16 protein-coding genes and 1 pseudogene are annotated in these 20,178 nt (G+C 68.2%); 5 read left to right on the top strand and 12 right to left on the bottom strand.

Annotated features, from left to right (window positions below; genetic code table 11):
* Positions 1–167: 167 nt before the first annotated feature.
* The 8 genes from WJ12_RS34000 to glcD form a co-directional block, all read right to left on the bottom strand.
* On the bottom strand, positions 168–812 hold the full coding sequence (locus tag WJ12_RS34000; RefSeq protein WP_049028717.1) for a response regulator: 645 nt from the start codon (positions 810–812) through the stop codon (positions 168–170).
* The gene (locus WJ12_RS33995) at positions 809–2,221 is read right to left on the bottom strand and encodes a cache domain-containing protein (RefSeq protein WP_059559255.1); all 1,413 of its coding nucleotides are present in this window, start codon (positions 2,219–2,221) and stop codon (positions 809–811) included. Before WJ12_RS33995 ends, WJ12_RS34000 begins: the two co-directional genes overlap by 4 nt.
* Positions 2,222–2,354: 133 nt before the next feature.
* Positions 2,355–3,920, bottom strand: coding sequence for a sensor domain-containing diguanylate cyclase (locus WJ12_RS33990; protein ID WP_059559253.1), 1,566 nt, complete (start codon positions 3,918–3,920; stop codon positions 2,355–2,357).
* A gap of 564 nt (positions 3,921–4,484) precedes the next feature.
* Complete coding sequence (locus WJ12_RS33985; protein WP_059559250.1) at positions 4,485–6,659, bottom strand: malate synthase G; 2,175 nt, start codon at positions 6,657–6,659, stop codon at positions 4,485–4,487.
* A gap of 42 nt (positions 6,660–6,701) precedes the next feature.
* Positions 6,702–7,106, bottom strand: a complete 405-nt coding sequence (locus tag WJ12_RS33980) for a GlcG/HbpS family heme-binding protein (RefSeq protein ID WP_059559247.1) — start codon at positions 7,104–7,106, stop codon at positions 6,702–6,704.
* Between the two features lie 20 nt (positions 7,107–7,126).
* A complete protein-coding gene (gene glcF, locus WJ12_RS33975; protein ID WP_034187574.1) occupies positions 7,127–8,347 on the bottom strand; it encodes a glycolate oxidase subunit GlcF in 1,221 nt (406 codons plus the stop codon).
* A 24-nt stretch (positions 8,348–8,371) separates the two neighbouring features.
* Positions 8,372–9,448, bottom strand: a complete 1,077-nt coding sequence (gene glcE / locus WJ12_RS33970) for a glycolate oxidase subunit GlcE (protein ID WP_034187575.1) — start codon at positions 9,446–9,448, stop codon at positions 8,372–8,374.
* Positions 9,448–10,947 carry a glycolate oxidase subunit GlcD gene (glcD, locus tag WJ12_RS33965; RefSeq protein ID WP_059559245.1) on the bottom strand — a complete coding sequence of 500 codons (1,500 nt, stop codon included), beginning with the start codon at positions 10,945–10,947 and terminating at the stop codon, positions 9,448–9,450. The genes glcE and glcD overlap by 1 nt, the downstream gene beginning before the upstream one ends.
* A gap of 218 nt (positions 10,948–11,165) precedes the next feature.
* Between glcD and glcC the strand changes: the two genes are divergently transcribed.
* From glcC to WJ12_RS33950, 3 genes and pseudogenes are all read left to right on the top strand, one after another.
* The gene (glcC, locus tag WJ12_RS33960) at positions 11,166–11,936 is read left to right on the top strand and encodes a transcriptional regulator GlcC (protein ID WP_049030349.1); all 771 of its coding nucleotides are present in this window, start codon (positions 11,166–11,168) and stop codon (positions 11,934–11,936) included.
* A gap of 247 nt (positions 11,937–12,183) precedes the next feature.
* Positions 12,184–12,621 (top strand): annotated as a pseudogene (locus WJ12_RS33955) (DUF6306 domain-containing protein); the annotation flags it as partial.
* A 35-nt stretch (positions 12,622–12,656) separates the two neighbouring features.
* Positions 12,657–14,081: a DEAD/DEAH box helicase gene (locus tag WJ12_RS33950; protein ID WP_034187579.1), complete on the top strand. Its 1,425-nt coding sequence runs from the start codon at positions 12,657–12,659 to the stop codon at positions 14,079–14,081.
* Positions 14,082–14,307: 226 nt separating this feature from the next.
* On the opposite strand, the gene WJ12_RS33945 is transcribed toward WJ12_RS33950, so the two are convergent.
* On the bottom strand, positions 14,308–15,225 hold the full coding sequence (locus WJ12_RS33945) for a LysR family transcriptional regulator (RefSeq protein ID WP_069246029.1): 918 nt from the start codon (positions 15,223–15,225) through the stop codon (positions 14,308–14,310).
* Between the two features lie 137 nt (positions 15,226–15,362).
* Between WJ12_RS33945 and WJ12_RS33940 the strand changes: the two genes are divergently transcribed.
* Both WJ12_RS33940 and WJ12_RS33935 read left to right on the top strand, forming a co-directional pair.
* Positions 15,363–16,127, top strand: a complete 765-nt coding sequence (locus tag WJ12_RS33940; RefSeq protein ID WP_034187581.1) for an SDR family NAD(P)-dependent oxidoreductase — start codon at positions 15,363–15,365, stop codon at positions 16,125–16,127.
* Between the two features lie 84 nt (positions 16,128–16,211).
* Positions 16,212–16,928, top strand: a complete 717-nt coding sequence (locus WJ12_RS33935) for a pirin family protein (protein ID WP_069246028.1) — start codon at positions 16,212–16,214, stop codon at positions 16,926–16,928.
* 107 nt (positions 16,929–17,035) lie between these two features.
* On the opposite strand, the gene WJ12_RS33930 is transcribed toward WJ12_RS33935, so the two are convergent.
* The 3 genes from WJ12_RS33930 to WJ12_RS33920 are packed head-to-tail and all read right to left on the bottom strand — an operon-like array spanning position 17,036 to position 20,166.
* Positions 17,036–17,887, bottom strand: coding sequence for a carbohydrate ABC transporter permease (locus WJ12_RS33930; RefSeq protein WP_034187583.1), 852 nt, complete (start codon positions 17,885–17,887; stop codon positions 17,036–17,038).
* Positions 17,888–17,907: 20 nt separating this feature from the next.
* Positions 17,908–18,852 (bottom strand): carbohydrate ABC transporter permease, encoded by a 945-nt coding sequence (locus WJ12_RS33925; protein WP_069246027.1) that lies wholly within the window; start codon positions 18,850–18,852, stop codon positions 17,908–17,910.
* A gap of 54 nt (positions 18,853–18,906) precedes the next feature.
* Entirely contained in the window at positions 18,907–20,166 is a 1,260-nt protein-coding gene (locus WJ12_RS33920) for an ABC transporter substrate-binding protein (RefSeq protein WP_059559230.1), read from the bottom strand.
* Positions 20,167–20,178 lie beyond the last annotated feature (12 nt).

Genomic DNA, 20,178 nt, shown 5'->3' with positions numbered 1-20,178 from the left:
CGGCGATACCGTGTGCCGCGTGACGGCGTCACGCGCGGGAGGGCGCGGCTCATGACGATGTCGCCTGCTGCGGCAAGCGAAAGGATTCCATCGACCCGGGGAGCGGTCGATTGGACGAGTATGAAATTGAACGGCGAATCGTGAGGGGATGCGCTTGGGGTACCGACCTACCGCCGCCGATGCTCGACCGCGAACTTGATCAGCTCGGCCTGCCCTTCGATCTCCAGCTTGCGCTTCAGGTTGAGCCGGTGCGTTTCGACCGTGCGCACCGACAGCCCCGTCTGCTGCGCGATCTGCTTGCTCGACAACCCTTGCGCCAGCGCATCGAGGATGTCGCGTTCGCGCGGCGTCAGCCGATCGAGCGGCGACGCGGTCGCGCTCGCGTGGATCATCCGCGCGGCCAGCCCTTCGCTGAAGAACGTCTGTCCGGCCAGTACCGCGCCGATCGCGCGGACGATCTCGCTCGCGGGCGAATCCTTCAGCAGGTAGCCGCTCGCGCCGGCCCGCACGGCTTGCGTCACGTATTCGACGTTGTCGTGCATCGACAGCATCAGCACGCGGATGCCGGGAAACCGATCGTGGAACACGCCCGCGAGCGTGATGCCGTTCATCCCGTTCATGCCGACGTCCATCAGCGCGAGATCGGGTTCGAGCGACGCGGCGAGCGCGAGCGCCTCGTCGGCGTTGCCGGCTTCGCCGACCACCGACAGGTCGGCCGCCTCGAGCCGCATCCGCAGGCCGTCGCGCACGAGCGGATGATCGTCGACGAGCAGCAGTCGGGCGGCGGGCCGGGCGGAGTCGGGGGCGCTCATGCGTGAAAGTCTCCTGTCATGGGGCGTGTCGTCACGCCGCGCAGCGGCACGCGCGCGGCGACGATCGTGTGGCCGACCTGCGACGCGATCGTCAGCGTGCCGCCGAGCGCGTCGAGGCGCTCGCGCATGTTGCGCAGGCCGATGCCGCGGCGCGCGTCGGCCTGCGAGCGTTCGGCGTCGAAGCCGCAGCCGTTGTCGGCGATGGTCAGCGTGACGGCGTGCGCGCCGACGTCGAGCGTGACGGCCGCGCGCGACGCCTGCGCATGATGCACGATGTTGCTCAACGCTTCCTGCGCGATCCGGAACAGCGCGGTGTTGACGGCCTCGGGCAGCGGCTGCGCGCCGCTGTGCGCGACCTGCGTATAGCCGATGTCGATGCCGCTTTCGGCGCCGAGTTCGCGCACAAGTTGTTCGAGCGCGGCCGCGAGGCCGAGATCGTCGAGCATCGACGGCCGCAGCGCATGCGAGATGCGCCGCACTTCGCGCAGCGTGTCGCCGAGCCGACCGACACCCGACGCGAGCGCCTGCTCGGCTTCGGGCACGCGCGCCGTGCCGCGCTCGAAGCGCGCGAGCGCGGATTCGAGCATCAGCTTCGCGGACACCATCATCTGGCTGATCCCGTCGTGCAGCTCGCGCGACAGCCGCGCACGCTCCTGCTCCTGCGATTCGACGACGCGCTGCGCGAGCAGCTTGAGCTTCGCGTCGGTGCTGCGCGACTCGCTGACGTTCAGCACCAGCGCGCACACGGCGATCGCCGCCGCGCCGGTCAGCGCGATCGCGGTGAGCCAGCTCATCGTGCGCTCGATGTTCGCGGATGCCCGCGCGTCGATGCGCTGCAGCGCGGTGTCGACGTCGTCGAGATAGATGCCGGTGCCGACCATCCAGCCCCAGCGTTCGAGCGCGACGACGTAGCCGAGCTTCGGCGCGACGCGGCCCGTCGACGGTCGCTGCCATGCGTAGCGCACGTAGCCGCCGCCGCTCGACGCCGCGCCGATCAGCTTCTGGATCGTCAGCGCGCCCTGCGGGTCGCGCATCGACCAGTAGTTGTGGCCGACCCGTTCGGGCTCGCGCGGATGCATCAGCGAATTGCCGTGCAGGTCGTACACGAAGAAATAGCCGTCCGGGCCGAAATCCATTTTCTGCAGCATCGCGAGCGCCTGCGTGCGCAGCAGCGCGTCGTCGCGCGCATTGCGGCCGCTCGCGTCGTAGAGCGGCATGATCGCGCTCGTCGCGAGCTCGACATAGTGCTTCAGCTCGACTTCCTTGCTCGACAGGTACGCGGCCTGGATCGTCGCGTGCTGCGTGCGCGCGAGCGACGTCGCCTGCTGGCGCACGCCGAAGCCGATGCCGGCGATCGCGAGCAGGAACGGCACGACGGCCAGAAGGAAGATCTTTGCCTTGAGTCTCATGGTGGTGCGAAGCGGCCGCGAACCGGCGCGGGCCGGCCGGGCGCGTCAGCCGCGCGGCGGCGCGGCGGCGGATCGAGCCGACATTGTCGGCGATTTTGCGCGCGGCCGCCGCCGCCGCCGGGCACCCGGGCGTTCAGGCCCGCCGCGATTCGAAATGGTCCGGCGGCGCGGCCGTCTGCACGACGATGCGATTGCGCCCGGTTTCCTTCGCGCGATACAGCGCGTCGTCGGCGAGCTTCAGCGCGGCCTGTATGTCGTCGTCGCGTTCGGGGTAGCTCGTCGTCACGCCGATGCTCACGGTCAGGCGGCCGGCCGTGCCGGCGTCATGCCGGATGCCGAGATCGAGGATGCCCATGCGGATCGCCTCGGCGATCGTCACCGCGCCGTCCGTGTCGATGTCGGGCAGGACGACGACGAACTCCTCGCCGCCGTAGCGCGCCGCATAGTCGGCCGGGCGGCGCAGGCAGCCGGCGATGCAGTGGCCGACCGCGGCGAGCGCGTCGTCGCCGGCCTGGTGGCCCTGCGTGTCGTTGTAGCGCTTGAAGTAATCGACGTCGATGAACAGCAGCGACAGCGCGTGCTGCTCGCGCGCGGCGCGGCGCCATTCGCGCGCGAGCGTGACGTCGAGCATCCGGCGGTTGTCGAGGCCCGTGAGGCCGTCGGTGCGCGCGAGCGCCTGCAGTTCGGTTTCCGCGCGGTGGCGCTTGCGCAACTGCACGTCGAGCAGCAGCGACAGGCCGACGAAGCCGATCGCGAGCACGGCCATCGCGGAGCCGATCGGAATCGCGCGGTCGTACCACGCGGCGTAGGTGTCCGCCTCCGAGCGCGCGACCATGATGATGAGCGGCAGGTGCTCGAGGTGCCGGAACACGTACAGGCGCCGCACGCCGTCGATCGTCGCGGTGTCGGCGAAGCTGCCTTCGTTGGCCGTCATGAAGCGCCGGAACGTGCTGGCATGGCTGATGTCGCGGCCGACGATCTTGGGGTCGTACGGCTCGCGCGCGACCATCTTGCCGTCCGTGTTGATCAGCGCGATCGAGCCGCGATCGCCGAGCGACAGGCGCGAGAACAGGTTCTGGAAATATTCGAGCCGGATCGACATCACGGCGACGCCGCCGAACGACCCGTCGGGCTTCGCGATCCGCCGGCTGAGGGCGATGCTCGGGGAGCCGCCGCGCAGCCGGGAGTGATACGGCGGGCTGACGTACAGGCCGACGTCGGGATGGTCGCGGTGCACGGCGAAATACGGCTCGTTGGCGAAATTGGCCTTGCGCGGCACATCGCTCTTGCCGTCGACCGCGATGTCGCCCTTCGCGTCGAGCACGTAGATGCCGCCGAGGTACTTGGCGGTCGTCGCGCGGTCGAACAGCACCTGGCGGCGCAGCGGCATCGGCAGCTTGACGACTTCGGGGTCGGTCGCGCCTTCGACGACGGCCTGCAGCGACAGCGAATAAATCTCGATGTTGCGCTCGATGTCCCACGACGCCATCAGCGCCAGGTTCTGCTGCATCGCAATGGAACGGTCGCGCGCGTCGATGCGGCCTTCGTACAGCACGATGCCGCACAGGAGCAGCAGGAGCAGCGCGATCAGCAGCCCGGTATAGAAAATCAGGTGCGGCAGCAGGAACCTGCGCAGATGAGCGGCGACACGGCGCGTCGGGCCGGATTCGCTGGGCATTGCGTAGTCGGTTTCTGCCATGGTCCGTGTGGATCGATGGGCATCGCCGCCTGGCGGCGGGCCGATGCGATTGTTCGTATGACGTGTCGGCGGCGATCCGGTGCGCGGCCCTTCCGGCGCCTTCCCGCCGTTCGGCGGAGAAAGTTGACACCGATTATCGGCAATCGCGGCCGGATTAACCGGTAAATCATCGATTCACCGGTGGCATCTGCCGCGATTCGACGATCCGGCGAATCGGGTGGCGTGGATTCAACGGAGTATAACGCGCGCGTTCGTGTGCGCGGAAAATGTTGCGACCCGTTGATCCGGATCAAATTATAGTGAATTCACGGACTTGCAAATATCGGGCAGAGCGTTGCGGTACAAGGCTTTGCGGTATGCAAAAGGGTGCCGCGCCGCGTATGGCCGGCGATTCCACTGGTTTAACGGCGGGCGTGCGAGATACTTGAATGCACGTGGTATGTACCGATTATCGGTTTCAGCGGACGATTGCAGTGGCCGTGTCAACGCGAATATGAAAACGGGCGGCCGCGAGGGCCGCCCGTTTGGTCAGGCCGGCATGCGGACCGGCCCGCATGCGCAGGTTTAGGCGCCGTGCTGTTGCGCCTTGAACGCGAGGCGGAACTGGTGCAGCAGCGGCTCGGTGTAACCGCTCGGTTGCGACGTGCCCTGCAGCGCGAGCGCGCACGCGGCCTTGAATGCGGTCGACTGGTCGTAGCCGGGCGCCATCGGGCGATAGTTCGGGTCGCCGGCGTTCTGCTGGTCGACGACGCGCGCCATCCGCTTGAACACGTCGAGCACGAAGGCCTCGGTGATCACGCCGTGGCGCAGCCAGTTGGCGATGTGCTGGCTCGAGATGCGCAGCGTTGCACGGTCTTCCATCAGGCCGACGTCGTGGATGTCGGGCACCTTCGAGCAGCCGACGCCCTGTTCGACCCAGCGCACGACGTAGCCGAGGATGCCCTGCGCGTTGTTCTCGACCTCGCTCAGGATCTCGGCCTCGCTCCACGCGGCGCGCTCGACGACCGGCACGGTCAGCAGCCCTTCGAGCAGCGTGTCGCGTTCGCTCGCGTACGGCGTCTTCTCGAGTTCCTGCTGGACGGCCTGCACGTCGACGAGGTGGTAGTGCAGCGCGTGCAGCGTCGCGGCGGTCGGCGACGGCACCCAGGCGGTGTTCGCTCCGGCGCGCGGATGCGCGATCTTCTGCTCGAGCATCGCGTGCATCAGGTCCGGCATCGCCCACATGCCCTTGCCGATCTGCGCGCGGCCGCGCAGGCCGGCCGACAGGCCCGCGAGCACGTTGTTGCGCTCGTACGACTGGATCCACGCGGACGACTTCATGTCGCCCTTGCGGATCATCGGGCCCGCTTCCATCGCGGTGTGCATTTCGTCGCCGGTGCGGTCGAGGAAGCCGGTGTTGATGAACGCGACACGCGCGGCCGCCGCGGCGATACACGCGGCGAGGTTCACGCTGGTGCGGCGCTCCTCGTCCATGATGCCCATCTTCAGCGTGTTGCGCGGCAGGCCGTACAGATCCTCGATGCGCGCGAACAGCGTATCGGCGAACGCGACTTCGACCGGGCCGTGCATCTTCGGCTTCACGATGTAGATCGAACCCGTGCGCGAATTGCGCTTCGCCTTCAGGTCGTGCAGCGCGCACAGCGTCGTGACGACGCCGTCGAGGATGCCTTCCGGGATCTCGTTGCCGTCGCGGTCGAGCACCGCGCCGTTGGTCATCAGGTGGCCGACGTTGCGCACGAACAGCAGCGAGCGGCCGTGCAGCGCCAGCGTGCCGCCGTCGGGCGTGGTGTACTCGCGGTCGGCGTTCAGGCGGCGCGTGAAGTGCTTGCCGCCCTTCGCGACTTCCTCGGCCAGCGTGCCCTGCATCAGGCCGAGCCAGTTGCGGTAGAGCTGGACCTTGTCGTCGGCGTCGACCGCCGCGACCGAATCCTCGCAGTCGATGATCGTGCTGACCGCCGCTTCGAGCACGATGTCCTTCACGTTCGCGAGATCGGCGCGGCCGATCGGCGTCGACGCGTCGATCTGGATCTCGAGGTGCAGGCCGTTGTGCTTCAGCAGGATCGCGGACGGCGCGTCGGCCGTGCCCTGGTAGCCGACGAACTGCGCCGGCTGCGCGAGCGATACGTTGCCTTTCGCGGTTTCGACGGCGAGCTGGCCGTCCTGCACGCGATAGCGCAGCGCGTCGCGGTGCGAGCCGCTCGCGAGCGGCGCCGCGTTGTCGAGCACGTTGCGCGCGTAGTCGATCACGCGCTGGCCGCGCGTGGGGTTGTAGGCCGCGGTGCGTTCGGCGCCGCCGTCTTCGGGCAGCGCGTCGGTGCCGTACAGCGCGTCGTACAGGCTGCCCCAGCGGGCGTTCGCGGCGTTCAGCGCGTAGCGCGCGTTCGACAGCGGCACGACGAGCTGCGGGCCGGCCTGCGTGGCGATCTCGCTGTCGACGTTCGCGGTGGCTGCCGCGACGTTCGACGGGACCGGCACGAGGTAGCCGATTTGTTCGAGGAAGGCACGGTACGCGGCGTGGTCGCGTACGGGGCCCGGGTGGGCACGGTGCCACGCGTCGAGTTCCTGCTGCAGGCGGTCGCGTTCCGCGAGCAGTTCGCGGTTGCGCGGCGCGAGGTCGTGCACCAGGGCCGAGAAACCGCTCCAGAACGCGGCCTTGTCGATGCCGGTGCCCGGCAGCGCTTCGTTTTCAATGAACTGGCTCAGCGCTGGCGCGACTTGCAGTCCTGCTTGGTCGATCATCGTTAATCCTCCCGGGGAAAAATGCGCGCGCGGCTTGGCTGGTTATTCCGCGACGCTCTGTGTGCCGGCGCGGGCGATCTGCGCGTCCTGCTCCGACTTTACGCCAGACACGCCGATCGCGCCCGCAATCCGGCCGCCGACCGTGACCGGCACGCCGCCTTCGAGCAACCCGCTCAGCGGCGCGCTGAGAAACGCGGTGCGGCCACCGTTGATCATATCCTCATACGCCTTCGTCTCGCGACGGCCGAGCGCCGCCGCGCGCGCCTTGTCCTGCGCGATGTCGCTGCTGGCCGGCGACGCACCGTCCAGCCGTGCGAACGCGAGCAGGTGGCCGCCGTCGTCGACGACGGCGATCGACACGGCCCAGCCGTGGCGTTCCGCTTCCGCGCGGGCGGCGGCGAGCATGCGGTCGGCATCGGCCAGTTCGAGTTCGGGTTTCGTCTGCATGGCATTCCTCCGGAATCCGGTCAGTTGACGAGCCGGTTGTCGACGAGCTCGATCCAGTGGCGTACGGGCGTGCGACCCGCGCCGTTCAGGTGAGTCTGGCAGCCGACGTTGGCCGTGACAATCAGGTCCGGCCGCGCAGCTTCGAGCGCATCGAGCTTGTTGTCGCGCAGCGTCGTCGCGAGCTCGGGCTGCGTCAGCGAATACGTGCCGGCCGAGCCGCAGCACAGATGGCCGTCGGCGACATTCGTCAGATCGAAGCCGAGCCGCGTCAGGACGCTTTCGACCGCGCCGCCGAGGCGCTGAGCGTGCTGCAGCGTGCACGGGCAGTGGACCGCGATGCGGCGCGGCGTCCCATCGGCCAGCGCGTCGAGCGGCTCGGCCGCGATCACTTCGGCGAGATCGCGCGCGAGCGTGCTGACGCGCCGCGCCTTCTCCGCATAGACGGGGTCGGAGCGCAACAGGTCGCCGTATTCCTTGACGAACGCGCCGCAGCCGCTCGCCGTCAGCACGATCGCTTCCGCGCCGGCTTCGATCGCCGGCCACCACGCATCGATATTGCGGCGTGCGCGGACCAGGCCCGCCTCCTGCGCGTTCAGGTGATATTCGGTCGCGCCGCAGCAGCCGGCCTCGCGCGCCGGCGTGACGCTGATGCCGAGCCGGTCGAGCACGCGCGCGGCGGCCGCGTTGGTGTTCGGCGACAGCGACGGCTGCACGCAGCCTTCGAGCATCAGCACGCGCCGGGCGTGACGCGCGGCGGGGCGCGCGGCCGCCGCGGGGACGGCGGCCGGGATCTTGTCCCGCAGCGTGCCGGGCAGCAGCGGGCGCAGCGCGCGGCCGGCCTTCAGCAGCGCGGCGAACGTCGCCGGACGCGGCACGACGTGACGCAGCCCCGCGCGCAGCCATCGTTCGCGCGCGGGCCGCGGCGCGCGCTTCTCGGCTTCCGCTCGGCCGATGTCGAGCAGCGTGTGGTAGCGCACGCCGGACGGGCAGGTGGTCTCGCAGTTGCGGCACGTCAGGCAGCGGTCGAGATGCCGTTGCGTGCGCTCGCCGCACGGCTCGCCTTCGAGCAGCTGCTTGATCAGGTAGATGCGGCCGCGCGGCCCGTCGAGCTCGTTGCCGAGCACCTGGTAGGTCGGGCAGGTCGCATTGCAGAAGCCGCAGTGCACGCAGGCGCGCAGGATCGCTTCCGCTTCGTCGGCCCGGGCGAGGGCCTTGCTTGCTTCGCTGAGATTGGTTTGCATCGGCGGGTCGGGGTCGGGTTCGCGTCAGAAGTCGGCGTAGAGCCGGCCGGGGTTGAAAATCGCGTACGGGTCGAGTTGCGCCTTGAGCTGCCGGTGGACGCGCAGCAGCGCGGGCGGCAGCGGCTGGAACGGCGCGTGTGCGGCGCCCGCCGTGAAGCAGGTCGCGTGGCCGCCCCATTGCGCGGCGAGCCGCTGCACGTCGGCCGGCGCGGCGTCGCTCTTCAGCCAGCGCTGCGCGCCGCCCCAGTCGACGAGCTGCGCGCCCGGCAACGCGTCGAGCGGCGCGGCAGCCGGCACCGACACGCGCCACAGCGGGCGCGGATCGTCGAAGAACGGCAGCGCAAGGTCGCGCAACCGTGCCCAGAACGCGTCCCCGGCGTCGTCCATCGGATCGCCGCCGATCGTGTCGCGCGCGGCCTTCACCGAGCCGTCGCCACCCTCGATGCGCACGCGCAGCACGCCGTCCGCGTGGCACGCGCCCGCGAGCGGCAGCCCCGCGCGCCGCCATGCGGCGACGCGCTGAACGGCTTCGCCGGCCGCGAGCGTCAACGCGAGATCGCCGGTCGCGCGCGGTTTCGGCAGCACCTTCAGCGACACCTCGGTCACGACGCCGAGACAGCCGAAGCTGCCCGCGAGCAGCCGCGACACGTCGTAGCCCGCGACGTTCTTCATCACTTCGCCGCCGAACCGCAGGTGCTTCGCGTGGCCGGTGATCACGCGGCAGCCGAGCACGAAGTCGCGTACCGCGCCGGCCCACGGGCGGCGCGGTCCCGACAGCGCCGCCGCGAACATCCCGCCGACCGTCGCCGCGCCGCCGAACGACGGCGGCTCGCACGGCAGCATCTGGCCGGCCGTGTCGAGCATTGCTTCGAGATCGGCGAGCGGCGTGCCCGCGCGCGCGGTGACGACGAGCTCGGTCGGGTCGTACGAGACGACGCCGCGATGCATGCGTACGTCGAGCGTGCGGCCTTCGACGGGGCGGCCGAGGCACGCCTTCGTGCCGGCGCCGCGGATGTGCAGCGGCTGGCGATCGTGGATCGCCGCGTCGACCTGCGCGACGAGCGCCGCGCTGTCGTCGATCGATTCGATGTCGCGTCGCATCAGAAGCGCTCCAGTTCGGGAAACGGCAGCTGGCCGTGATGGACGTGCATCGCGCCGAATTCGGCACAGCGGTGCAGCGTCGGGATGTTCTTGCCGGGATTGAGCAGCCCCTGCGGGTCGAACGCGGCCTTCACCGCGTGGAAGAACGTGATTTCGTCGGCGTTGAACTGCACGCACATCTGGTTGATCTTCTCGCGCCCGACGCCGTGCTCGCCGGTGATGCTGCCGCCCGCCGCGACGCACAGCTCGAGGATCCTGCCGCCGAGCGCTTCCGCGCGATCGAGCTCGCCGGGCCGGTTCGCATCGAACAGGATCAGCGGGTGCATATTGCCGTCACCCGCGTGGAACACGTTCGCGACCGGCAGCCCGTATTCGGCCGACAGCGCGGCGATCCCTTCGAGCACGCGCGGCAGCTCGCGACGCGGGATCGTGCCGTCCATGCAGTAGTAGTCGGGCGACATGCGGCCGACCGCGGGAAACGCGTTCTTGCGGCCGGCCCAGAAGCGCTGGCGCTCGGCCTCGTCGCGCGCGACGCGAATCTCGGTGGCGCCCGCGTCGCGCAGCAGCGCGGCGACGCGCTCGGCATCCTCGTCGACGTCGCTTGCCGCGCCGTCGAGTTCGCACAGCAGGATCGCCTGCGCATCGACCGGATAACCCGCATGGATGAAATCCTCGGCCGCGCGGATCGCGAGGTTGTCCATCATCTCGAGGCCGCCGGGAATCACGCCCGCGCCGATGATTCGCGCGACCGCGACGCCGGCCTCGGCGACGTCGTCGAAGCTCGCCATCAGCACCTTCACGTTCGGCGGCTTCGGCAGCAGCTTCACGGTCACTTCGGTGACGATGCCGAGCATGCCTTCGGAGCCGGTGAACAGCGCGAGCAGGTCGAAGCCGGGCGCGTCGAGCGCATCGGCGCCGAGCGTGAGCGTGTCGCCGTCGATCGTCAGGATCTCGACCTTCAGGATGTTGTGCACCGTGAGCCCGTATTTCAGGCAGTGCACGCCGCCCGCGTTTTCGGCGACGTTGCCGCCGATCGAGCATGCGATTTGCGACGACGGATCGGGCGCGTAGTAAAGGCCATGTGGCGCGGCCGCCTGCGAGATCGCGAGATTGCGCACGCCGGGCTGCACGCGTGCAATGCCGGCATCGGGGTCGATGTCGAGAATCCGGTTGAACTTCGCCATCACCAGCAGGAGGCCTTTTTCGAGCGGCATCGCGCCGCCCGACAGCCCCGTGCCCGCGCCGCGCGCGACGACCGGCACGCCGTGCGCGGCCGCGACGCGCAGCACCGCGCGCACCTGGTCGACCGTGTCGGGCAGCACGACCGCGAGCGGTACCGTGCGGTACGCGGCGAGGCCGTCGCATTCGAACGGCTTGAGCGCCTCGCGTTCGTGCAGCACGTCGAGGCCGGGCGCCGCCGCATGCAGCGCGGCGACGAGCGTGTCACGGTCGACGGTCGCCAGCGCGCCGTCGATCCGTTCGTCGTAGATGAAACTCATCGGTCTGTCTCCACCATGCAGGCGGCCGCGCGATGCGCGGCACGCCGGAAGGAAGGGATTCTTGGCGGGCCGCGCGGGCGTGTCCAGATGTTTTCAAGGTGGTCGTACCAGTTTTTCGATCGAGCCTTTTGAGATAGTCGTGGCGGGCCAGGAAAAACCAGTGGGAACAAGGCTTTGTGAGAAAATCGGCGATATCCGTCCAAAGTGGTCATACCAGTATGGGAATGCAGGATCGAGAAGGGCCGGCGCGGCGCGTGGCCGATGTCGTCGCCGAGCGGATCGAGCAGCTGATCGTCGACGGCGTGCTGAAGGCCGGACAGGCGTTGCCGTCCGAACGGCGGCTGACCGAGAAGCTCGGCGTGTCGCGTACGGCCGTGCGCGAAGGGATGAAGCTGCTGCACGCGCGCGGGATCATCGACACGGCGCACGGCAAGGGCTCGTTCGTTGCGAGCCTGACCCCGCAGCGCGAGGTCACGCCGATGATGCATCTGCTCGGCTCGCAGCCGCGCACGCTGTACGACCTGTTCGAGGTGCGCGGGATGCTCGAGGCCGAGGCCGCGCGGCTTGCGGCGCTGCGCGGCACGCCGGCCGATTTCATCCTGATCCGGCGCCGCTACGAGGAAATGACGGCGGCCGACGCGCAGGATCTCGACCCCGCCGCGCGCGCGAAGCTCGATCACGCGTTCCATCTCGCGATCTGCGAGGCGTCGCACAACCCCGTGCTCGTCAATACGCTGCAGTCGCTGACCGACCTGCTGCTCAGTTCGGTGTTCGCGTCGGTGAACAACCTCTATCACCGCGAGCCGTTGAAGAAGCAGATCGACCGCCAGCATGCGCGGCTCTACAACGCGGTTACCGGGCGGTTGCCCGACCAGGCACGCAAGGCCGCGAGCGAACATATCCGCCAGTGCGTCGAGTATCTGCGCGAGATCGAGCAGGAGGAACAGCGGCTCGTACGTTCGACGTTGCGGCTCGAAGGGTGGACTTGAGCAAGCGCTGGTGCGTTCGGGCGATGACGTCGATCAAGTGACGTGCGTTGACGACGCGGGTTGACACGCCAATGCATCATGATGTGACGTATCCGGCGAACAGCGCGCGCTGATTGGCACATTCGTGCAATACGCGCCGTGTACCGTCGAGCGTGTTACGCCATCGATCCCGACAGGAGGATGCTGCATGTCGATGCCGACGCATGGCGGCGGCCCTGATACCCACGCCGGCCCGAATCCGCAAGATGACCGCACGGCGTTGCTGGCGACGCTCGACGAACTGCTGGAGGCCGAGCGCGCGAGCGCACGTGTGGCTTCCGAAACGGCAGCCGAGGTAACCGGCGATCCGGAGCTGCATCGGCTGATCGCGCGCATTCGCCAGGACGACGCGCACGGGTGCAGCGTGCTCGTCGACGCGATCCGGTCGCTCGATGCCGTACCGACGCGCGCGACGGGCGCGTTCCACGAGCAGGCGATGGCGATCGACGATCTGGCGCAGCGGCTGGCGTTCCTGAACCGCGGCCAGCGCTGGGTCGTGCGCAAGCTGCAGACGTTGCTGCCGACGCTTGCCGATCGGGACATGCATCACGCGCTGTCGTTGATGCTGGTCGCGCACGAGAAGAATATCGGGGCGGTGGCGGTGTGGCTGCGCGGTGCGGCGCACGGGGCGCAACCCGCGCCGTAACCGCTAGAATTGCGGTTTTAGCCCGGAATACGTCCATGTCTTTTGCCTCGCTTGGCCTGATCGAGCCGCTGCTGCGTAACCTGCAGGGCCTCAATTACCAGACACCTACGCCGGTGCAGGCCAAGGCGATTCCTGCGGTGCTGAACGGAAAGGACGTCATGGCCGCGGCACAAACCGGCACCGGCAAGACGGCAGGGTTTGCGCTGCCGCTGTTGCAACGGCTCGTGCAACACGGCCCGGCGGTATCCAGCAACCGCGCGCGCGTGCTGGTGCTGGTGCCCACGCGCGAACTGGCCGAACAGGTGCTGCAAAGCTTCGTCGAGTACGGCAAGGGCCTCGATCTGCGTTTCCTGGCCGCCTACGGCGGCGTGAGCATCAACCCGCAGATGATGAAGTTGCGCAAGGGCGTGGACGTGCTCGTTGCCACGCCGGGCCGCCTGCTCGACCTCAATCGCCAGAACGCGGTGCAGTTCGATCAGGTGCAGACGCTGGTGCTGGATGAAGCCGATCGCATGCTGGATCTCGGCTTTGCGCGCGAGCTCAATGCCGTCTTCGCCGCGTTGCCGACGCGGCGCCAGACACTGCTGTTCTCCGCCACGTTTACCGACGATATCCGCGCGATGGCGGCGGGCATCCTGCGCAATCCGGTCGATATCAGCGTCAGCCCGCCCAACGTCACGGCCAGCAAGATCAAGCAGTGGGTGGTGACGGTCGACAAGCGGAACAAGCCCGATCTGTTCATGCACCTGGTGGCCGAGAACAACTGGGAGCACGCGCTGGTATTCGTCAAGACCCGCAATGGCGTCGACTATCTGGCGGCCATGCTGGATGAAGCCGGCTATGCGGTCGACACCATCCACGGCGACAAGCCGCAACCCGCGCGCCTGCGGGCGCTGGAGCGCTTCAAGGCACGCGAAGTACAGATGCTGGTCGCCACCGATGTGGCGGCGCGCGGGCTGGATATCGACGATCTGCCGCTGGTGATCAACGTCGATCTGCCGATCGTCGCGCAGGACTACGTGCACCGCATCGGCCGGACCGGCCGCGCGGGTGCCAGCGGGGTGGCCGTGTCGCTCGTGTGTGCCGATGAAGCGCCGCAACTGGCCGCGATCGAAGCGTTGATCCGGCAAACGCTGCGGCGCGAGGAAGAGCCGGGTTTCGAAGCCGAACACCGCGTGCCGGAGACGAGCGCGACGGGGCAGATCATCAAGAAACCTAAAAAACCGAAGAAGCCCAAGGTGCAGCACGCCGCGCCGGTTGCCAAGCCGGCGCCCGGCAAGAAGCCGCGATCGCCGGGCGGCGAAGGGCAGCGCAAGCCTGCGGCGCAGCATGCGAGGCCGGCCGACAGCGGGCCGGACTACACCATCGGCAGTCCGTTCAGTGTGAAAAAGCCGCGCGGCAAACCTGGCAGCAAGCCAGCGGGCAAGCCTGCCGGCGGCCGGGGCAAACCGTCCAGGTAATCCGGATCGGTCCTTTCAAAGTCGGTCAGCCGATCCGGCTGCATCCGGCAACTGCGGCCTGTTCGGCGTGCGTCGACGTTTGCTGAAACAGGTCGTGCGTACGTCGCGCGCGGACGGGCGTAGCCATGACCGACGGCCACGACAAACCGTCAGGCGGTGGACGTGCTTGAAGCCCGTCATTGCATGCGTGCCATGACGCGCGTTGCTCGACCCGTTGTCCAGGCCGTCACTTCGGCCATCGCCAGGTCGGATCGCTCAGATGTTCGGCGAAGTAATCGGACAGCGCCGCGACCTTCGCCGGTCGCGCGCGCGCCGACGGCGTCACGAAGTAAAGACCGCCCTTCGTCAGCGACCAGTCGGTGAGGATCGCTTCGAGACGCCCGTCGGCCAGATATTCGCCGGCGATGAACTCGGGCAGTTCGGCAATCGCCAGGCCGTCGAGCAGCGTGGGCAGCAGCGCATCGGCGTTCGTCACGCGCAGCGGGCCCGCCGGCATCACCGGTTCCTCCTCGCCCGCGTCGTTCGTGAAGCGCCACACGGCGCTGCGTGCACGGTACGCGTACGAGAGACACGGACGGTTCGCCAGTTCGCGCGGATGCGCGGGCCGCCCTTCGCGCCGCAGATACTCCGGCGACGCCACCACGTATTGCGAGACCGCGCACAGCCGCCGGGCGACCAGCGACGAATCCGGCAGCGCGGCGATACGCAGGGCGGCGTCGAACCCGTCGCCGACCAGATCGACCGACGCGTCCGACAGATGCAGGTCGATCGACACCTCCGGGTATGCGCGAAAGAAGCCGGGCAGCAACGGCGCGACCCAGCGCAGCCCGTACGACATCGGCACGGCCAGCCGCACCAGCCCGCGCGGCTGTACCGACATTTCGCGCGCCGAGCTTTCCGCCTCCTCGGCCTGGCGATAGATCTCGCCGGCTTTCTCGCTGATCGTCCGGCCGAACTCGGTGAGCGAGAGCTGACGCGACGTGCGATTGAACAGCCGTGCACCCAGCCGGTCCTCCAGGCGGGCCACGCCGCGCGAGACCGTGGCGACCGATACGCCGGTCGCGCGCGCCGCGGCTGCGAACGATCCGTGCTCGACCACCTTCGCGAACATCGCGAGCCCTTCGAAATCGGGAAGTTGAGCCATGTCCTTGTCTTTTCATTTATGCAACGTTTGATTGCAATCAATTCTATTTCGAAAAGATAAGGCCGTCGATATTCTCCTCACATCGCAGCAAGCCGCTGCGACGCAAACATCACCGACTCATCGAAAGGAGCAATACCATGGCACGCAAACTCGACAACAAGATCGCACTCGTCACCGGCGCAACCAGCGGCATCGGCCTCGCCACCGCGCAACGCTTCGCGGCCGAAGGCGCGCACGTCTATCTCACGGGCCGCCGACAGGCGGAACTCGATGCCGCCGTGAAAGGCATTCGCGAAGCCGGCGGCAACGCGACCGGCGTCCGTTCGGATTCCACCCGGCTCGATGAACTCGACGCGCTGTATGCGCAAATCAAGGAAGAACAGGGCCGCCTCGACGTGCTGTTCGTGAACGCCGGCGGCGGTTCGATGCTGCCGCTTGGCAACATCACCGAAGCGCACTACGACGACACCTTCGATCGCAACGTGAAGGGCGTGCTGTTCACGGTGCAAAAAGCGCTGCCGCTGCTTGCCGAGGGCGCATCGGTGATTCTCACCGGCTCGACGGCCGGTAGCGCGGGCACTGCCGCGTTCAGCGTGTACTCGGCTTCGAAGGCGGCGGTGCGGGCGTTTGCGCGCAGCTGGATTCTCGACCTCAAGGACCGCCGTGTGCGCGTGAACACGATCAGCCCGGGCGCGACCCGTACGCCGGGCCTGCTGGATCTTGCCGGCGACGACGCCGCGCAGCGCCAGGGGCTGGCCGATTATCTGGCTGCGCAGATCCCGATGGGGCGGCTCGGCGAGCCCGGCGAGATCGCCAGCGCGGCGCTGTTCCTGGCCTCGGACGACGCGAGCTTCGTGAACGGCATCGAACTGTTCGTCGATGGCGGTCAGCAGCAGATCTGAGCGTTGCCGGGGCGCCCGGGGTGTGGGGGACGCGGTCTTCGACGATCGCGATCCGCACCCGGCGTACCCGAATCGAGCTTCATCATGATCGAACATCGGCCTTTTCTTGCGCTGGGCGGGCTGCGGCGCGGCGGTGTCGACGCCCGCCGGCATTTCCGCGAGGGCGTCGACCCTGCGCTGCCCGGCCCGCTCTACGGATGGGACGACGTCGAATTCGCGCCGCACTCGGGCCTCGGCATGCAGGTTCACCGCGACGTCGAGATCGTCACATGGGTGCGTTCGGGCGCCATCACGCACGAGGACGACGCGGGCAATCGCGTGCGTCTGGTCGCCGATTCCGTCCATGTGACGAGTGCCGGCGCGGCGTTTCATCACGCCGAGCGCAACGAGGAAAACTTACCCGCGCGGCAGTTCCGAATCTGGCTGCGTCCGCGCACACCGGCCGGCACCGCGCGCTGCGCGACGCGCGTCTGTTCGCCCGGATGTCGCGACGGCCGATTCGTGACGGTGGCGAGCGGCGATCCAGACGATGTTCGCGCCGGCGCGCTGCCCCTTCACGCCGACGCACGTGTGCGTATCGCGATGCTGCGCGAAGGCACGACGATGCAGCACGGGTTGCCGCTACCGGGCGCCGCCTATCTGGTTGCGGATCACGGGCGGCTGGACGTCGGGCCGATCAGGCTGGCGCAACGCGACGGCATCGCCGTTCGCGATGAAACGTGGCTCGCGTTGCGGGCGCGAGACGACACGGATGTCGTGATCGTCGAGCGCCTGCGCCAGGGCAGGCGCGCCGACAGGTGACATCGAGCGGCATCGCCTTCCAATCCGCACGGCATGAAAAAAGCCCGCCGAAGCGGGCAACCTCACGATGCGGAGGGGGAGATGCGAAAAACGCTTGCGGCGCGCGTTCAGCCTTTCGTCGCGCCGAACGTGAGCCCCGCGACGAAATGCTTCTGCATCGCGAAGAACATCGCGACCGACGGCAGCGCGGCGAGAATCGACCCGGCCGACACGAGATTCCACGACGTCGTCCATTGCCCCTTCAGCGCCGCGACGCCGGCGGTGATCGGCGCGGCCTCGTCGCCCTGCGTGAGACACAGCGCCCAGAAGTAGTCGTTCCAGACGAACGTAAACACGAGAATCGCCAGCGCGGCCAGCGCCGGCCGGATCAGCGGCAGCACGATGCGCCAGAACACCGTCCATTCGCCCGCGCCTTCGATGCGCGCCGCCTCGATCAGCTCGAACGGCAACTGCTTGATGAAGTTGCGCAGGAACAGCGTGCAGAACCCGGTCTGGAACGCGACGTGAAACAGGATCAGCGCTTCGACCGTATTGAACACGCCGAGCCTCAGCGACAGGTCGCGCACCGGAATCATCAGCACCTGCACCGGCACGAAGTTGCCGGCGACGAACGTGCCGAACAGCGCGGTATTGCCGCGGAACCGGTAGGTCGCGAGCGCGAAGCCGGCCATCGCCGCGAGCGCGATCGAGCCGATCACGGACGGCACCGTGATCTGCACGCTGTTCCAGAAGTAATGCAGCATCGGCGACGTCGTCAGCGCGTCGCGGTAGTTCTCGACCATCGCGAAGCGGCGCGGCCAGCCCCAGTAGTGGCCTTCGACGAGTTCTTCGGTCGAGCGCACCGACGTGACGAACACGGCGATCATCGGCATCAGCCAGATCAGCAGCGCGACGGGCAGCGACAGCTTGTACAGCCGGCGCGAGACGGGCTTCCATTGGGCAACGGGCGTCGGAAACATGATGAAGCCTCTCCGGTGGGTCACTGCTCGTTGCGCAGCATGCGGCGCAACTGGAACACGATGTAGACGAGCATGATCGCGAACAGCACGGCGGCGATCGACGCGGAATAGCCCAGCCGGTAATACTTGATCGCCTGGTCGTACATGTAATACGCGAGCACGGTCGAACTCTCGAACGGGCCGCCGCTCGTCATCACCGAGATCAGGTCGAAGCTGCGCAGCGCGCCGATCACCGTGACGACGATCGCCATGAAAGTGGTCGGCCGCAACTGCGGCAGCACGACGTGCCACAGCAGCGCGAAGCCGCGCGCGCCTTCCATCCGCGCGGCCTCGATCTGTTCCGGGTTGACCGACGTGAGGCCGGTCAGGTACAGGATCATGCAGTACGCCGTCTGCGGCCACAGCGCGGCGAACACGACGCCGAGCGTCGCGTAGCGTGCGTCGCCGAGTACCGGGATGCCGTGCCCGACGATCAACGCGAGCAGCCCGAAGGTCGGATCGTAGAACCACGAGAAGATCAGGCCGACGACCACGCCGGACAGCACGAACGGCGCGAAGAACAGCGATTTCACGAGGCGGATGCCGCCGACCGCCTGGTTCAGGTACAGCGCGAGCGCGAGGCCGAGCGGCGGCGCGAGCATGAAGAGCGCGAGCCAGATCACGTTGTTGCGCAGCGCCGTGTAGAAGGTCGGCGCCTGCAGCAGTTCGACATAGTTCGCGAGACCGACGAACGTGCGCTCGGTCATCCCGTCCCAGTTGTACAGGCTCAGCCACAGCGTCGACAGGATCGGCCAGATCACATAGACGGCCACCATCGCGCAGGCCGGCGCGAGAAACAGCCACGCGGCGCGCCGTTGCCGCCGCACGGCGGGCGACGGGCGGCGCGCGGGCAACGCGGCGGCGGATGTCCCGCGCGGCGGCGGCGCGGTGCCGCCGCGCGGGGGGGACGTGATCGGACTGGACACGGCAAGCCTCCTGAACGGACAGGGCGGCGCGCGGCCGCCGGTTGGGTCACGCGGTCACTTCTTGTAGATCCGCTTGCGGGTCTGTTCGAGTTGCGCGAGCACCGTATCGAGCTGCGCGGGATTCGCGAGGAACTGCTGCATGCCTTTCATCCCTTCGTCGGCCATTTCCTTCGTCATGTCGCGATCGTAGAACTGCGCGACGCCGCCCTTCGTGTCGGCGAGAATCCGGAACCCGATGCGCGAGACCGGATCGGCCGGCTCGGGCGACTTGCTGTTGGCCGACAGCGAGCCGAGCCCTTCCGCGAGCTTCGCGCCCATCTCGGGCGTTTCGACGAATGCGAGGAACGTGCGCGCATCGGCCTTGTTCTTCGCCTTGGTCGGGATGTGCAGCGATTCGACCGGGCCGTCCTCGGCGGTCGGCACCTTCGGGTCGATGATCGGGAAGCGGTAGTAGCCCATTTCCGGTTTCACGTTCGGCGGAAAGCCCGCCGCGATGAAGGTGCCCATCAGCATCATCGCGGCCTTGCCCTGGAACAGGAACGGCTGCGCGCCGTCGAGATCGTAGGACAGCGCGTTGTCGATGAAGTAGCCGGCGTCGATCAGCGACTTCCACGTCGTGTAGACCTTCTTCACGCGCGGGTCGGTGTACGGCACGTCGCCGGCCATCAGTTGCTGGTGGAACGCGTTGCCGTTCAGGCGCAGGTCGAGATAGTCGAACCAGCCGGCAAGCGTCCACGCGTCGCGGCCGCCGATCGCGACCGGCGTGATGCCGGCCGCCTTCAGCTTCTTGCACGCGTCGAGAAACTGGTCCCACGTCTTCGGCTCGTCGGCGATGCCGACCTTGCGGAACAGGTCCTTGCGGTAGAACAGCCCCCACGAGTAGTAGACGGTGGGCGCCGCATACTGCTTGCCGTTGTACGACGAGGCATCGCGCGTCGACGCGTACATCGCGCCCCAGCCGTTCTTGGTCCAGTCGCCGCTCAGGTCCTCGAACAGCCCGCGCTTCGCGTAGTACGCCATCCGCTCGCCCGCGTGCCAGTTCACGACGTCCGGCGCGACGGTCGTCAGCCACGCGGGGAGTTGCACCTTGTACGCTTCCTCGTCGACGAAGGTCGCCTTCACGTCGATGTCGGGATGCGCCTTGTGGAACGCGTCGAGCGTCGATTGCCAGACCGCGCGCTGGCTCGCGCCCTTGAACGCGATATTGATGGTCAGCGTGCCGGCATCGGCGGGCGCCGTCGTGCCGAGCGATGCGAACGCGACGGTGGCGGCCGCGGCGAGCCGGGCGGCGGCGCGAAGGGGGCGATGTGTCATGCGTGTCTCCAT

Origin of the sequence: Burkholderia seminalis (genome assembly GCF_001718535.1) — a bacterium.
GTDB classification, from domain to species: Bacteria; Pseudomonadota; Gammaproteobacteria; order Burkholderiales; family Burkholderiaceae; genus Burkholderia; species Burkholderia seminalis.
This window is presented reverse-complemented; position numbering and strand designations above follow the sequence as displayed.